We start from the raw sequence: 13,204 nt of genomic DNA on the forward strand, positions 1-13,204 counted from the left end.
CGGCGAGGCCCCGAAACAGAGTGCGGCGAGAGATCAGCGACGCGCCTCCGCGACCGCGTAGAGCACGACCGACGCGGCGACGCCGGCATTGAGGGACTCTACGGAGTTGACCATCGGGATCGACACTATCTGGTCGCAGGTCTCCTGGACCAGGCGGGAGAGCCCGCCGCCCTCGGCACCGACGACGATCACCAACGGACCGTCGGCGAGGCCCTCGGGGGCACCCAGTTCGGGCAGCGTGATGTCACCCTCCATGTCCAGCCCGACGACCATGCAGCCGGCCTCCTGGTACGCCTTCAGCTGCCGGGTCAGGTTGACCGTCTGCGCGACCGGGATCCGCGCCGCGGCACCGGCACTCGTCTTCCACGCGGCGGCGGTCATCCCGGCCGCACGCCGCTCCGGGATCACCACGCCGTGGGCGCCGAAGGCCGCGGCCGAGCGCACGATGGCGCCCAGGTTGCGCGGGTCGGTGACCTGGTCGAGCGCGACGATCAGCGCCTTCTCCCTGACCTCGGCCGCGCGGTCGAGCAGGTCGTCGGCGTGGGCGTACTCGTAGGCGGGGATCCGCGCCGCGAGGCCCTGGTGACCGTTGAAGCCGGTCAGCCGGTCGAGCTCGACCTTGGTCACCTCGAGCAGCGAGATGCCCTTCTCGGAGGCGAGCATGAACGCCTCGCGCAGCCGCCCGTCGCGCTCGGCACCCTCGGCGACGTAGAGCCCGTTGACCGGTACGTCCTCGCGCAGTGCCTCGACCACGGAGTTGCGTCCGATGATCCACTCGGCGTCGCCGGCGGCCCGCTTGCGCGGACCCTTGTTGCGCTGCTCGGAGGCTTGAGCCGCCTTGTGGGCCTTGTGGTAGGGCCGGTCCTTCGCCTTCGGCGTCGGGCCCTTGCCCTCCAGACCCTTGCGACGGTTGCCGCCGGTGCCGACCTGGGCACCCTTCTTACGTCCCTTCGCGATCGCTCCGCGACGCTGGGAGTTGCCTGCCATCAGTTAACGCTCCATTTCGGACCCTCAGGGGTGTCCTCGATCTCGATCCCGGCATCCTTGAGCCGGTCTCGCATGGCATCGGCGCGGGCCCAGTCCTTGGCGGCGCGCGCCTCGGCGCGCTCATCCAGGACCCCGCGAACAAGTACGTCGAGCGCGCCGGTCAGCTTCTCGTCATCACCGCTCGCCGGACCCCACGCCGGGTCGGCGGGGTCCAGACCGAGGATGTCCAGCATCGCGCGCACGCTCGCGGCGACCCCGCGCAGCGCCGGGCTGTCGCCGTCGGCGATCAGCTTGTTGCCCTCGCGTACGACCTCGTGCAGGGCGGCCACCGCAGCCGGGGTGCCGAGGTCGTCGTCCATCGCGTTGACGAAGTCGGCGCAGGGCACGCCATCTGCCGAGATCTCGCCAAGAACCGACGCCGCGCGCTCCAGGAAACCTTCGATCCGCTGGAACCCGGCTGCGGCCTCCTCGAGCGCCTCGAAGGAGAACTCGACGTGAGACCGGTAGTGGGCCGCGACCAGGTAGTAGCGCAGCTCGATGCCGCGTACCTTCTTCAGGACCTCGGGGATGACCAGCGAGTTGCCCAGCGACTTCGACATCTTCTCGCCGGAGGTCGTGATCCAGGCGTTGTGCAGCCAGTAGCTCGCGAAGGGCCGGCCGGCAGCGCGCGACTGGGCCTGCTCGTTCTCGTGGTGCGGGAAGCGCAGGTCGAGGCCGCCGCCGTGGAAGTCGAAGGCGGGACCGAGGTACTTCCCGGCCATGGCCGAGCACTCGATGTGCCACCCGGGCCGCCCCAGACCCCAGGGCGAGGGCCAGGAGGCGGTCTCCGGCTCGGAGACCTTCCGGCCCTTCCACAGCGCGAAGTCACGTGGGTCGCGCTTGCCCCGCGGGTCCGCGTCAGCGGCGGCCTCCATGTCGTCGACCTTCTGCCCCGACAGCTCGCCGTAGGAGGGCCAGGAGCGCACGTCGAAGTAGACATCGGCCGAACCGTCCTCGGCAGCGTAGGCGTGCCCCTTCGCGATCAGCTCCTCGATCAGCGCGATGATCTCGGGGATGTGACCGGTGGCCAGCGGCTCGTAGGTCGGCCGGGCGACGTTGAGCGAGGCGTAGGCGGCGTCGAGCTCGCGGTGCATGGTGTAGCCGAGGTTGTACCAGGGGCGTCCCTGCTCGGCCGACTTCGCCAGGATCTTGTCGTCGATGTCGGTCACGTTGCGGATGAACGTGGTCTCGTACCCCGACGCCCGCAGCCACCGCTGCAGCACGTCGAAGTTCACCCCGCTCCGCACGTGCCCGACATGCGGCTCGCTCTGCACGGTCAGGCCACAGACATAGAGCGACGCCTTGCCGGGCTGCAAGGGGGTGAAGTCACGTACTTCACGGGTCGCCGAGTCGTAGAGCCTGAGTGCCATACCCCAAGTCTAGGGACGTACGCGTGTTCCCTACCTATCGCGACGCACGATGAGCGCGGTCGCGATCGCTGCCACGCCGTCACCGCGGCCGGTGAGTCCGAGACCGTCGGTGGTCGTGGCGGTCACGGTGACGCTCGCGCCGGCTGCCGCGGTGAGCGCCCGGTTGGCCTCGTCGCGGCGCGGACCGATCTTGGGCCGGTTGCCGATCACCTGCACCGCGACGTTCCCGATCTCGAAACCAGCATCACGGACCCGGCGCGCGGCCTCGGTCAGCAGCACGACTCCGGCCGCCCCTGCCCACTCGGGCTCGGAGGTGCCGAAGTTGGACCCCAGGTCGCCGAGCCCCGCGGCGGAGAAGAGGGCGTCGCAGCAGGCGTGGGCCGCCACGTCCCCGTCGGAGTGCCCGGCGAGACCCTGCGGCTCGTCGGGGAAGGCGAGGCCGGCCACATGCATCGGGACACCGTCGGCAAGGCTGTGTACGTCGGTCCCGATGCCGATCAGAGGAAGCTGCACGCTCCGCAGTCTCCCAGACAGGACTCAGGCAACCTTCCGGTGGCCGACGTGGATGAGCCCGTCGACGACCCGGACCTCGTAGGCGGGGATGGTCACGTGCGGGTCGTCCAGGCACTGTCCCGTACGCAGGTCGAACCCGTGCCTGTGAGCCGGCGAGGCCACGAACGGCACCCCGTCGCGCACCCCGACGATGCCCTTGGCGATCACCGACGCCTTGGCGAACGGATCGTGATTTCCCAGGGCGTAGACGACGCCGTCGGGCATCCGGAAGATGGCGATGGCCTGCCCGTGGACCAGTGCCGTGGCGCCGCGCTTCACCTCGAGCGCGTCGACCGGGCAGACGGACTGCCAGTCACCCTGGTCGTCCCGCTGCGCTCGCTGGCGCTCACTCATGACGTCGCCGGCCCGAGCCGCTTCGTCCACATTCGTCGGGTCCCTCCCTTTGGTGGATTTGAACCGTAGGACGCGTGAGGGACACCTCCTGTTTCGCTCTGTTACGCGTACGTAAACACCAGCGCCCAGCCCACCGACCCAGCCCTTCGGCAGTCGCCTCCGCCGAACGGATAGCCTCCAGGGGTGCCTGCCGCTCTCGTCCTCCTGGCCGCCGGATCCGGCACCCGCGTCGGAGCCGCCACCAACAAGGTGCTGCTCCCGCTCGACGGGTCCGACGATCCGGCCTCCTCAGCCCTCGGCCTCTCGCTCCGGACCGCCCTGGCGGTGCCCGACGTGCGCCGTCTCGTCCTGGTCGTACGCAGCGGCGACGAGGAGGCGGTCGCGGCCGTCGCCCAGCCCCTGCTCGGCGATCGTGAGGTCGTGATGGTCGCCGGTGGCGACACCCGCCACGCCTCCGAACAGGCCGCACTGGCCGTGCTGAGGGCCGACATCGAGGCCGCCGGGGAGGACGCCATCGACGTGGTCGCGATCCACGACACCGCCCGGCCGCTGGTGTCGCCCGAGCTCTTCTCCGCGGTCATCGGCGTCGCCCGCAAGCACGGTGGCGCCATCCCCGCCGCCCCGCTCAGCCACCTCTCGACGCGTGACCTGCAGCCCGTGGCAGGTGCGCTCGTGGGCGTACAGACTCCGCAGGCGTTCCGGGCGACCGACCTCCTGACCGCCTATGACCAGGCCGCGGCCGACGGCTTCGACGGCACCGACACCGGCGCGACCCTGGAGCGCTACGGCTCCAGCGTACGCATCGTCGCGGTGCCCAGCTCGTCGCTGAACCTCAAGGTGACCTTCGCCGACGACCTGGGCGCGGTCACGACGCTGCTCAACTGACAGCGCTGGACGACAGCGCCTCGAGCAGGCGTACGTCATCCTCGGACGCGACGCGGCGACCGACCGGCGGCGCCTCGACCGAGACGACCGGGAACCGGCGGGCCAGCGACCCCGCGATCTCGGCGAAGTCGCCGGCGGGCCAGTCGTCCAGGGCGGCCACGACGGCCGGGGGCAGCACGATCGGCGATGCGACCGAGACCAGCGAGGTGCGGTCGATGGTCGCGCCGAGGACCGGCACCCCGTCCTCGATGCCCAGGTTCTTGACGGTGTCCGTGACCGGGCGTACGCCGACCACGACCGCCTCGCGCGCGAGCGCGGTCGAGACACAGTGAGCGATGAAGGCCGGCGGGGTCATCGGGCACAGCGAGTCGTGCAGGACGAGCGGCTCCTCGGCCGCGACCATCCCCTCCCACGAGGTGGTGAAGTCGACGGGGGTCACCCCGGACTCCCCGAGGGACCAGGTCGCCGCGGCGACCAGCGCCTCACCGTGGATCAACGTGAACGGCAGCGAGCCTCGGCCGTCCTCGGCGACGATCCCGAGGGCCGGCGGAACCTCGGCGGTCTCGTCGATCTCGTCGTAGTCGGCGTAGGGGTCCTCCATGGGGCCACCGTATCGGCCGCGCTGAAGGCCCCGCTGAGTCCCCCGCTGAGCCCCCTAAAACGCGAAACAGGCCCCGGGTTTCCCCGGAGCCTGTAACGCAGACCGAAACCAGCGTCAGCTGGCCAGCACCTCGTCGAGGAGGACTTCAGCCTTGTCTTCGTTGGTGTGCTCGCACAGCGCGAGCTCCGAGACGAGGATCTGGCGTGCCTTGGCGAGCATGCGCTTCTCCCCGGCGGAGAGGCCGCGGTCACGCTCACGACGCCACAGGTCACGCACGACCTCGGCGACCTTCATGACATCGCCGCTGTGCAGCTTCTCCAGGTTTGCCTTGTAACGACGCGACCAGTTGGTCGGCTCTTCGACGTGCTCCGCACGAAGCACCTCGAAGACTCGATCAAGCCCGTCCTTGTCTACGACGTCTCGAACTCCGACGAGCTCGAGATTGTTCGACGGAACACGCACCACGAGGTCCTGCTGAGCGATGATGCGGAGGACCAGATACTGCCGCTCCTCGCCCTTGATGGTGCGCATCTCGATGTCTTCGATGACGGCCGCGCCATGGTTCGGGTATACGACGGTCTCGCCGACGGTGAAAGTCATATTTTTAGGTACCCCTTCCTAGGGCTATAAGTCTACCACGGATCTTAGAATTCGGATTCCGTGTTTGCGCAGGTCAGGGGCTCAATCTGGGGTTGACAGATTGACAAGTTGTGTGGTTCCGCGCGCGCAGGCCCGTCGATCGTGGCAGCATGGCTGATTTCGAAACGACTCCGAAATCTCGTCGTAGCCAGCCTGTTGTCCTGCGCGTCTCGACCGAGTGCCCGATACTGCCGCCATGGCGAATGCATCGCAGAGCGCCCCCAAGACCATCTTCACCGTGTCGTCGCACGCCCAGGATCAGGACCCGGAAGAGACGCAGGCCAGTGCGTCGGCCGTTCCTGATGCCCCGGCGGGCAGAGCAAGCGTCATGAACAAGGTGGGCAACTGGGCCCCGTTCCTCCTCATCCGCTCCGCCCACCCCCGCCAGGCGGTGCTGACCGCCATCGGCCTGTCGGTGGCGGCCGTCCTCGCCGGGCTGACGACGCGCGAGGTGACGCTGATCGCGGTCACCGTGCTCGTCGGCCAGGCGGTCCTCGGCTGGCACAACGACCTCGTCGACCAGGCCGTCGACCGTCGTCACGAGCGCGAGGGCAAGCCGATCTCGGACGGCCGTCTCGAACCGGGCAGCGTCTGGTTCGCGCTGTGCTGCGGCGTACTGCTCGTCATCCCGCTCTCGGTCACCTCTGGCACCGTCGCGGGGCTGTTCTACCTCGGCTCGCTGGTGCTCGGGATGCTCGCCAACGTACTGCTGCGCAAGGGCCTCTTCTCCTGGGTCCTGTGGGCGGCGGCCTTCGCCTGCTACCCCGGATACCTCTCGTACGCCGGCTGGGCCGGTGAGTCCGCGGGCGGAGCGCCCCACTGGGTGATGGTCGCGCTTGCGGCGGCACTCGGTGTCGGCGTGCACTTCCTGACCGCGCTGTGGGGCCTGGTCGCCGACAACGAGGACAAGTGGACGTACCTGCCACTCAAGGCCGGACTGAAGCTCGGGGCCGGCAAGCTCCTCCTCGTCACGCTCGTCTACATCGCCCTGGTGATCGCCGGGATGCTGTACGCCGCGAGCGCCGTCGGACTGCGTGCCTGACCCTTTTCCGATATCGCAGGATCGGGCGGATAGAGTGTCGCGCGTGACGACCAAGGTTATGCAGAAGCGGCTCGCAGTGACGGGCGCACTCGTGGCTCTCGCCCTTCCGGCGCTCACCGCCTGCAGCAGCTTCGACTACGCGACGGACCGACCCAACGACATCACCCACGGCGGGTCGACGCTCGATGGTGCCATCCGGATCAACGCCGCTCGCATCGTGACCGCGCAGGAAGGCTCCGGCGTCCTGGTCGGCACCTTCTCGCTCGACCCGGCGATCAACCCGGCGGTCGCCGGCGAGGCGCTGCCGTCGGTCACCTCGATCGCCACGGCGACCGAGGCCGAGGAGACCGTCACGCCCGAGTCGTTCACCCCGATCGAGCTGCCGAAGTCCGGCATCATCAACCTGGCCGACCCGGCCATCGGTGGCATCGCGGTCACCGGCGACTTCAAGCCGGGCGACAGCATCCCGATGACCTTCACCTTCTCCGAGGGCGAGGAGAGGACCGTCTCCGTCCCGGTGGTCACCCAGTGTGGTCCGTACGCCGACGTCGTCGCCGCCGTCGACGAGACCACGAAGCCCGCGAAGAAGGGCAAGAACGCCGAGGCTCAGGCGTCCGACGACGCTGCCGCCGAGGGAGCTGCCGAGGGCAGCGAGGAGGCTTCGACCCTGCCGGCCGACGAGCCCGCCGAGGGCGAGAACGCGACCGAGACCGAGGCTGAGGGCGAGCACGCCACCGAGGGCGAGGCGCACGACGAGTCCGCGGGCACCATCTCCGAGGACCCCTACTCCTGCGAGTTCCCGCCGGCCGCTCTGCCCGGTGCCGAGGAAGCTCACTGATGACCTACAAGCTCGTCCTTCTGCGTCACGGCGAGAGCGAGTGGAACGCGCTCAACCTGTCCACCGGCTGGGTCGACGTCGATCTCACCGACAAGGGCCGGGCCGAGGCCGTCAACGGCGGGAAGCTGCTCGCCGAGGCCGGGATCCTTCCCGACCTGGTCCACACGAGCCTGCTGCGCCGCGCGATCAACACCGCCAACATCGCCCTCGACACCGCCGATCGGCACTGGATCCCGGTGCGCCGCGACTGGCGCCTCAACGAGCGCCACTACGGCGCGCTCCAGGGCAAGAACAAGTCCGAGACGCTGAAGAAGTTCGGTGAGGAGCAGTTCCAGCTGTGGCGCCGTTCCTATGACGTACCGCCGCCGCCGATCGAGGCCGACTCCGAGTACTCCCAGGCCGGCGACCCGCGCTACGCCGACATCGAGGTGCCCGCCACCGAGTGCCTCAAGGACGTCGTCGCCCGGATGCTCCCCTACTGGGACTCGGCCATCGTGCCCGACCTGAAGACCGGTAAGACGGTCTTGGTCACCGCCCACGGCAACAGCCTGCGCGCGCTGGTCAAGCACCTCGACAACATCTCCGAGGCCGAGATCGCCAAGCTCAACATCCCGACGGGCCAGCCACTGGTCTACGAGCTCGACGAGTCGCTGAAGCCGGTCGTCACCGGCGGCACCTACCTCGACCCCGAGGCCGCGGCCGCAGCCGCTGAGGCAGTCGCCAACCAAGGCAAGCAGTAGCACCAACAATCCCGCCGAGTCATGACGAGCCGACTCGGCGGGATTTTCGGTCAGTACGAGCCGACTCGGCGGGTCAGGAGTCGGTAGGGGTCTCGCCGGTCACGACGAAGACGACCCGGTTGGCCACCGTGACGGCGTGGTCGGCGATGCGCTCGTAGTAGCGGCCCAGGAGAGCCACGTCGACGGCCGGCTCGACGCCGTGGGTCCAGTCCTGGCCCAGCAGCTCGGCGAAGGACTTGCGTCGCAGCTGGTCCATCTCGTCGTCGTCGGCGACCAGGTCCTGAGCGGCGGAGACATCGCGGGTGCGGAGGATCTCGCAGGTGCGCTCGACCATCTGCTGGGCGATCTCGGCCATCTTGGCGATGGTCGGCTGGGCCAGCTCGGGCACGGCCTTGTTCGGCGTACGCAGCCGGGCGATCTTGGCGACGTGGACGGAGAGGTCGCCCATCCGCTCGAGGTCGGAGATCATCCGCAGCGCGGCGACGACCACGCGCAGGTCGCCGGCGACCGGCGACTGGAGGCCGAGCAGCTCGAGGGCGTTCTCCTCGATGCGCTCGCGGGCGTCGTCGATCTCGACGTCCTTGTCGATCACCTGCTCGGCGAGGTCGTTGCGGGCCTCGAGGAGAGAGGTGGTGGCGTCGCGTACGGCCACCGACACCAGCTCACAAACACTGGTGAGATCGGTGAAGATGGCATCGAGGTCCTCATGGAAAGCAGCGCGCATGGGCCGATCCTAGACACACGACATGTACTGATCTTCATCCCGAGTGAACCGACGGTGAACGTTCGGCGCGGAGACGTCCAGAGGCGAAGTTTGGGTGTTTGATGGGCTTACCCTGATCGTGTGGACTCGACGACGCAGGCCTTTCTTGCTGCGCTCCTCGGCGCTGTCGTCGCCGGAGCGGCGGTGCTTGCGTGGGCGATGAGCGAACGTTCCCGCCGCCGGATCCCCGAGGTCGAGCCCCCGAAGGTTCCCTCCGAGGTGGCCGCGGTCCTCTCGGTCCTGCGCAGCAGCGCGGTCGTCGTCGACGAGCACGACACGGTGCTCAAGGCCAGCGCTCCGGCGTACGCCCTGGGTCTGGTGCGCGGCACCTCGCTGGTCTCGCCCGAGCTCTCCGAGCTCGTCCACGGTGTGCGCCGTGACGGCCAGATCCGCGAGACCGAGCTGGTGATCTCCCGGGCCAACGGCGCCTCGCGGCACGTCACCGCCCGGGTCGCTCCGCTCGGCACCCGCCTGGCCCTCGCCCTGGTTGAGGACCGCACCCGCGAGCGCCGAGTCGAGGCCGTACGCCGCGACTTCGTCGCCAACGTCAGCCACGAGCTCAAGACGCCGGTCGGCGCGATACGAGTGCTCGCCGACGCGGTCACCGAGGCCTCCGACGACCCCGAGGCCGTACGCCGCTTCTCCAACCGGATGATCACCGAGTCCGAGCGCCTGACCGCGCTCGTCCAGCAGATCATCGAGCTCTCCCGGCTCCAGGGCGACGAGCCCCTGGAGGCACCCATCGCGGTCGACGTCGACAAGGTCATCGCGGCCGCTGTCGACGCCTCGACGGTCGATGCCGATGCCAAGGGCATCAACGTGGTCAGCGCCGGCACGGCCGGGCTGCACGTCTTCGGCAACGACGAGCAGGTCTCGACCGCGGTCACCAACCTGGTCTCCAACGCGGTCGCCTACTCCGAACCGGGCTCGACCGTGACCGTCTCGACCCGCGCGACCGACGGCTCCGTCGAGATCTCCGTGGTCGATCAGGGCATCGGGATCCCGTCCACGGAGATCGACCGGATCTTCGAGCGCTTCTATCGCGTCGACCCGGCCCGCCACCGCTCCACCGGCGGCACCGGGCTCGGCCTGTCGATCGTCAAGCACGTCGCCGCTACGCATGGTGGCGAGGTCAAGGTCTGGTCGCAGGAGGGTCAGGGTTCGACCTTCACCCTCACCCTGCCCCAGCACCTACCAACTGCCGGGAAGTCCGGCACAAGCAAGGAGGAACGCCCGTGACCCGGGTACTCGTCGTCGAAGATGAAGCCAGCTACAGCGAGGCACTGTCCTACATGCTCCGCAAGGAGGGCTTCGAGGTCGCCGTCGCCGAGGACGGCACCGACGCTCTGAAGGAGTTCGACCGCAACGGGGCAGACATCGTGCTGCTCGATCTGATGCTTCCCGGCCTCTCCGGCACCGAGGTGTGCCGGCAGATCCGGGCCACCTCGTCGGTCCCGGTCATCATGGTGACCGCCAAGGACGACGAGGTCGACAAGGTCGTCGGCCTCGAGCTCGGCGCCGACGACTACGTCACCAAGCCCTACTCCCCGCGCGAGCTCGTCGCCCGGATCCGCGCCGTCCTCCGCCGAGGCACCGAGCCCGACGCGGCCCCGGCGACGCTCGAGGCCGGACCCGTCCGGATGGACGTGGAGCGCCACGTCGTGACCGTGGACGGCAACGAGCAGCGCCTGCCGCTCAAGGAGTTCGAGCTCCTGGAGATGTTCCTGCGCAACCCCGGCCGCGTCCTCACCCGCGGCCAGCTCATCGACCGCGTCTGGGGCTCCGACTACGTCGGCGACACCAAGACCCTCGACGTACACGTCAAGCGCCTGCGCGCCAAGCTCGAGCCGGACCCGTCCGAGCCGAAGTTCCTGGTCACGGTCCGGGGCCTGGGCTACAAGCTCGACCTCTGAGGCTGTTCCTTCGTCAAGGTATGCAGCCGAAGGCTCACTCCCCCAGCGGAGCTCCGCTGGGGATGTGTTCCTCGGTCGGCACACCTTGACGAAGGACCGCACCGCGCGGCATGACGAGCGACATCAGCGCGGCGGCGGCGCACAGGGCGCCGGCTGCGTACCAGACCAGGTCGTAGGACCCGGTGACATCGCGTACGACGCCGCCGACCCAGGCGACCAGACCGGCTCCGACCTGGTGGGAGGCGAGGACCCAGCCGAAGACGATCGGGGCGTCCTCGGGCCAGATCTCCCGGCACAGCGCGAGCGTGGGTGGCACGGTGGCGACCCAGTCGAGGCCGTAGAAGACGATGAAGAACACCATCGGCAGGTGCACCTCGGACGAGAGCAGCATCGGTAGGAAGATCAGCGAGATCCCGCGCAGCGAGTAGTAGATGCCGAGCAGCACCACTGGGTTGAAGCGGTCGGTGAGCCAGCCGGAGAAGATCGTCCCGGCGACGTCGAAGATCCCGATCACGGCGAGCAGCGAGGCGGCCGCGACCGGGGCCATCCCGTGGTCGTGCGCGGCGGGCACGAAGTGGGTCCTGATCAGGCCGTTCGTGGTGATCCCGCAGATCGCGAAGGCACCGGCGAGAAGCCAGAAGGCCTTGGTACGCATCGCCATCCCGAGCACGCGCACGGTCCGTAGCGCGGCGCCGGTCGCGGGCGCAGGGCGCGGCACGATCTTCGAGGCACCGTAGGGCGCCAGACCGATGTCCGCCGGGTAGTCCCGGAGCAGCAGCAACACGAACGGGATCACGGCGGCGGCGACCAGGGCGATGGTCACCGAGGCGGCCCACCAGCCGAGCTCCCCGATCAGCACCGCCAGCACCGGCAGGAAGATCAGCTGTCCCGAGGCGCCGCCGGCGGTCAGCAGACCGCTGACCAGGCCCTGTCGCTGGTCGAACCAGCGGGTGGTGATCGTCGCGCCGAAGGCGAGCGCCATGCAGCCGCTGCCGCCGCCGACGAGTACGCCCCAGCCGAGGACGAACTGCCACGACTGGCTCATCCAGACGGTGCCGAGCGAGCCGAGGGTGATCATGGTGAGCGCGACGGCGACCACCGGACGGATCCCGAAGCGGTCCATCAGTGCGGCGGCGAACGGCGCGGTCAGGCCGTAGAGCGCGAGCTGCAGCGTGATCCCGACGCCGATCGTGCCGCGCGACCAGCCGAACTCCTCGTGCAGCGGACCGACCAGGAGGCCCGGTGCCGCGGTGAAGGCGGCGGCACCGACGATGGTCACGAAGGCGACGGCGGCGACCCACCAGGCGGGGTGGATCCGAGGACGGCGCGAGGCCGTGCGGTCGGCAGGCGGCGGGGTCGTCGTCTGGGGCATGGTGATGATCCTCTTCGGTGCGTGTCCGGACGGACAGTGGCTTGATTGACATCTATCGATAAGATCCAGCCATGGGTGACGTACGGGTCCCTTCTCCGCACCGGGTCGCGGTGCTGATCCAGGACGGGTTCATCCCGTTCGAGATCGGCATCCCGCACCGGATCTTCGGCAGGGCCCGCGACAGCGAGGACCGACTGCTCTACGAGGTCGTCACCTGCACCACCGGCGGCCCCGGACCGGTGCAGTCGGACTCGGACGTGGTCGTCCTCGCGCCGCACGGCCCCGAGGCGCTCGCGGACGCGGACACCGTGGTGATCCCGAAGTTCGGCCTCGACTACCCGACGGTCTCGGACGGAGTGTTGTCGGCGCCGTTGAAGGAGGCGCTCGACCTGATCCGCCCCGGGACCCGGATCATGTCGATCTGCACCGGCGCCTTCGCGCTCGCCGCCGCAGGTCTCTTGGACGGCCGGCCGGCTACCACCCACTGGTCGCACACCGACGACTTCCGGGCCCTGTTTCCGCAGGTCAAGCTGGACCCTGACGTACTCTTCGTCGACGACGGCGACATCCTCACCTCCGCCGGCGTGGCCTCCGGTCTGGACCTCTGCCTGCATGTCGTACGCAGCGACCACGGCGCCGCGGTCGCCAACCGCGTCGCCCGCGTGACGGTCGTACCTCCCCACCGCGACGGCGGACAGGCGCAGTTCATCCGGCACCACGCACCTGCCCCCGACGACACCGGCATCTCGGCCGCGACCGCCTGGGCCCTCGCTCACCTCGACCAGCCGCTCAGCCTGGAGGCGATGGCGGCCCAGGTCTCGATGTCCGTACGCACCTTCACCAGGCGCTTCCGCGACGAGACCGGCGACTCCCCCGGCCGCTGGCTGCAGCGCCAGCGCATCGAGCTCGCCCGCACCCTCCTGGAGACCACCGACCTCTCGATGGAGCAGGTCGCCGCCCGCTGCGGCCTCAACACCGCCCAGTCCCTCCGCCTCCACTTCCACACCGCGCTCGGCATCACCCCCACCGCGTACCGCCGCACCTTCCGCGGCTGACCCCCCAGCCGAGGCGTCACCCCGGTCGCCCGAGGCGTCGCTCCGGTCGGTCGA

At 69.4% G+C, this 13,204-nt stretch carries 15 protein-coding genes; 7 read left to right on the forward strand and 8 right to left on the reverse strand.

Annotation, left to right across the window (positions count from 1 at the left end):
- Positions 1–33: 33 nt before the first annotated feature.
- From rlmB to nirD, 4 genes are all read right to left on the reverse strand, one after another.
- Complete coding sequence (gene rlmB / locus OG801_RS10995) at positions 34–987, reverse strand: 23S rRNA (guanosine(2251)-2'-O)-methyltransferase RlmB (protein WP_355020923.1); 954 nt, start codon at positions 985–987, stop codon at positions 34–36.
- Positions 987–2,396 (reverse strand): cysteine--tRNA ligase, encoded by a 1,410-nt coding sequence (gene cysS, locus OG801_RS11000; RefSeq protein WP_355020922.1) that lies wholly within the window; start codon positions 2,394–2,396, stop codon positions 987–989. The genes rlmB and cysS overlap by 1 nt, the downstream gene beginning before the upstream one ends.
- Positions 2,397–2,426: 30 nt before the next feature.
- On the reverse strand, positions 2,427–2,849 hold the full coding sequence (gene ispF, locus OG801_RS11005) for a 2-C-methyl-D-erythritol 2,4-cyclodiphosphate synthase (RefSeq protein WP_406036267.1): 423 nt from the start codon (positions 2,847–2,849) through the stop codon (positions 2,427–2,429).
- Between the two features lie 84 nt (positions 2,850–2,933).
- Positions 2,934–3,302, reverse strand: coding sequence for a nitrite reductase small subunit NirD (nirD, locus tag OG801_RS11010; RefSeq protein WP_406035741.1), 369 nt, complete (start codon positions 3,300–3,302; stop codon positions 2,934–2,936).
- 183 nt (positions 3,303–3,485) lie between these two features.
- Here nirD and OG801_RS11015 point away from each other — a divergent pair, with 183 nt between their 5' ends.
- Positions 3,486–4,187 (forward strand): 2-C-methyl-D-erythritol 4-phosphate cytidylyltransferase, encoded by a 702-nt coding sequence (locus OG801_RS11015; protein WP_406035742.1) that lies wholly within the window; start codon positions 3,486–3,488, stop codon positions 4,185–4,187.
- On the opposite strand, the gene OG801_RS11020 is transcribed toward OG801_RS11015, so the two are convergent.
- Both OG801_RS11020 and OG801_RS11025 read right to left on the reverse strand, forming a co-directional pair.
- On the reverse strand, positions 4,180–4,788 hold the full coding sequence (locus tag OG801_RS11020) for a hypothetical protein (RefSeq protein WP_406035743.1): 609 nt from the start codon (positions 4,786–4,788) through the stop codon (positions 4,180–4,182). The two genes, OG801_RS11015 and OG801_RS11020, sit on opposite strands and share 8 nt — an antisense overlap.
- A 114-nt stretch (positions 4,789–4,902) precedes the next feature.
- Positions 4,903–5,388: a CarD family transcriptional regulator gene (locus OG801_RS11025; protein ID WP_179659800.1), complete on the reverse strand. Its 486-nt coding sequence runs from the start codon at positions 5,386–5,388 to the stop codon at positions 4,903–4,905.
- 235 nt (positions 5,389–5,623) lie between these two features.
- On the opposite strand from OG801_RS11025, the gene OG801_RS11030 reads away from it, so the two are divergent.
- The 3 genes from OG801_RS11030 to OG801_RS11040 are packed head-to-tail and all read left to right on the forward strand — an operon-like array spanning position 5,624 to position 8,047.
- On the forward strand, positions 5,624–6,469 hold the full coding sequence (locus OG801_RS11030) for a UbiA family prenyltransferase (protein WP_406035744.1): 846 nt from the start codon (positions 5,624–5,626) through the stop codon (positions 6,467–6,469).
- Positions 6,470–6,512: 43 nt separating this feature from the next.
- The gene (locus OG801_RS11035) at positions 6,513–7,307 is read left to right on the forward strand and encodes a hypothetical protein (RefSeq protein ID WP_406035745.1); all 795 of its coding nucleotides are present in this window, start codon (positions 6,513–6,515) and stop codon (positions 7,305–7,307) included.
- Complete coding sequence (locus OG801_RS11040) at positions 7,307–8,047, forward strand: phosphoglyceromutase (RefSeq protein ID WP_406035746.1); 741 nt, start codon at positions 7,307–7,309, stop codon at positions 8,045–8,047. Before OG801_RS11035 ends, OG801_RS11040 begins: the two co-directional genes overlap by 1 nt.
- 73 nt (positions 8,048–8,120) lie before the next feature.
- Here the strand turns inward: OG801_RS11040 and phoU are convergent, their stop codons facing one another.
- Positions 8,121–8,771 carry a phosphate signaling complex protein PhoU gene (gene phoU / locus OG801_RS11045; protein ID WP_355020914.1) on the reverse strand — a complete coding sequence of 217 codons (651 nt, stop codon included), beginning with the start codon at positions 8,769–8,771 and terminating at the stop codon, positions 8,121–8,123.
- Between the two features lie 120 nt (positions 8,772–8,891).
- Between phoU and OG801_RS11050 the strand changes: the two genes are divergently transcribed.
- Both OG801_RS11050 and OG801_RS11055 read left to right on the forward strand, forming a co-directional pair.
- The gene (locus tag OG801_RS11050; RefSeq protein WP_355020913.1) at positions 8,892–10,049 is read left to right on the forward strand and encodes an ATP-binding protein; all 1,158 of its coding nucleotides are present in this window, start codon (positions 8,892–8,894) and stop codon (positions 10,047–10,049) included.
- A complete protein-coding gene (locus tag OG801_RS11055) occupies positions 10,046–10,723 on the forward strand; it encodes a response regulator transcription factor (protein ID WP_008360778.1) in 678 nt (225 codons plus the stop codon). Before OG801_RS11050 ends, OG801_RS11055 begins: the two co-directional genes overlap by 4 nt.
- Positions 10,724–10,757: 34 nt before the next feature.
- On the opposite strand, the gene OG801_RS11060 is transcribed toward OG801_RS11055, so the two are convergent.
- Positions 10,758–12,095 carry an MFS transporter gene (locus OG801_RS11060; protein WP_406035747.1) on the reverse strand — a complete coding sequence of 446 codons (1,338 nt, stop codon included), beginning with the start codon at positions 12,093–12,095 and terminating at the stop codon, positions 10,758–10,760.
- A 71-nt stretch (positions 12,096–12,166) separates the two neighbouring features.
- Between OG801_RS11060 and OG801_RS11065 the strand changes: the two genes are divergently transcribed.
- Positions 12,167–13,150 carry a GlxA family transcriptional regulator gene (locus OG801_RS11065; protein ID WP_406035748.1) on the forward strand — a complete coding sequence of 328 codons (984 nt, stop codon included), beginning with the start codon at positions 12,167–12,169 and terminating at the stop codon, positions 13,148–13,150.
- Positions 13,151–13,204: the final 54 nt, after the last annotated feature.

This window comes from Nocardioides sp. NBC_00163 (assembly GCF_045206295.1).
Lineage (GTDB): Bacteria > Actinomycetota > Actinomycetes > Propionibacteriales > Nocardioidaceae > Nocardioides.

Excerpts from the sequence above, each read along its gene's own strand:
- nirD (WP_406035741.1), bottom strand. The coding sequence starts at position 3,302 with ATGAGTGAGCGCCAGCGAGCGCAGCGGGACGACCAGGGTGACTGGCAG.
- OG801_RS11030 (WP_406035744.1), top strand. The coding sequence starts at position 5,624 with ATGGCGAATGCATCGCAGAGCGCCCCCAAGACCATCTTCACCGTGTCG.
- OG801_RS11040 (WP_406035746.1), top strand. The coding sequence starts at position 7,307 with ATGACCTACAAGCTCGTCCTTCTGCGTCACGGCGAGAGCGAGTGGAAC.
- rlmB (WP_355020923.1), bottom strand. The coding sequence starts at position 987 with ATGGCAGGCAACTCCCAGCGTCGCGGAGCGATCGCGAAGGGACGTAAG.
- OG801_RS11065 (WP_406035748.1), top strand. The coding sequence starts at position 12,167 with ATGGGTGACGTACGGGTCCCTTCTCCGCACCGGGTCGCGGTGCTGATC.
- ispF (WP_406036267.1), bottom strand. The coding sequence starts at position 2,849 with ATGCATGTGGCCGGCCTCGCCTTCCCCGACGAGCCGCAGGGTCTCGCC.
- OG801_RS11020 (WP_406035743.1), bottom strand. The coding sequence starts at position 4,788 with ATGGAGGACCCCTACGCCGACTACGACGAGATCGACGAGACCGCCGAG.
- phoU (WP_355020914.1), bottom strand. The coding sequence starts at position 8,771 with ATGCGCGCTGCTTTCCATGAGGACCTCGATGCCATCTTCACCGATCTC.
- OG801_RS11025 (WP_179659800.1), bottom strand. The coding sequence starts at position 5,388 with ATGACTTTCACCGTCGGCGAGACCGTCGTATACCCGAACCATGGCGCG.
- OG801_RS11060 (WP_406035747.1), bottom strand. The coding sequence starts at position 12,095 with ATGCCCCAGACGACGACCCCGCCGCCTGCCGACCGCACGGCCTCGCGC.
- cysS (WP_355020922.1), bottom strand. The coding sequence starts at position 2,396 with ATGGCACTCAGGCTCTACGACTCGGCGACCCGTGAAGTACGTGACTTC.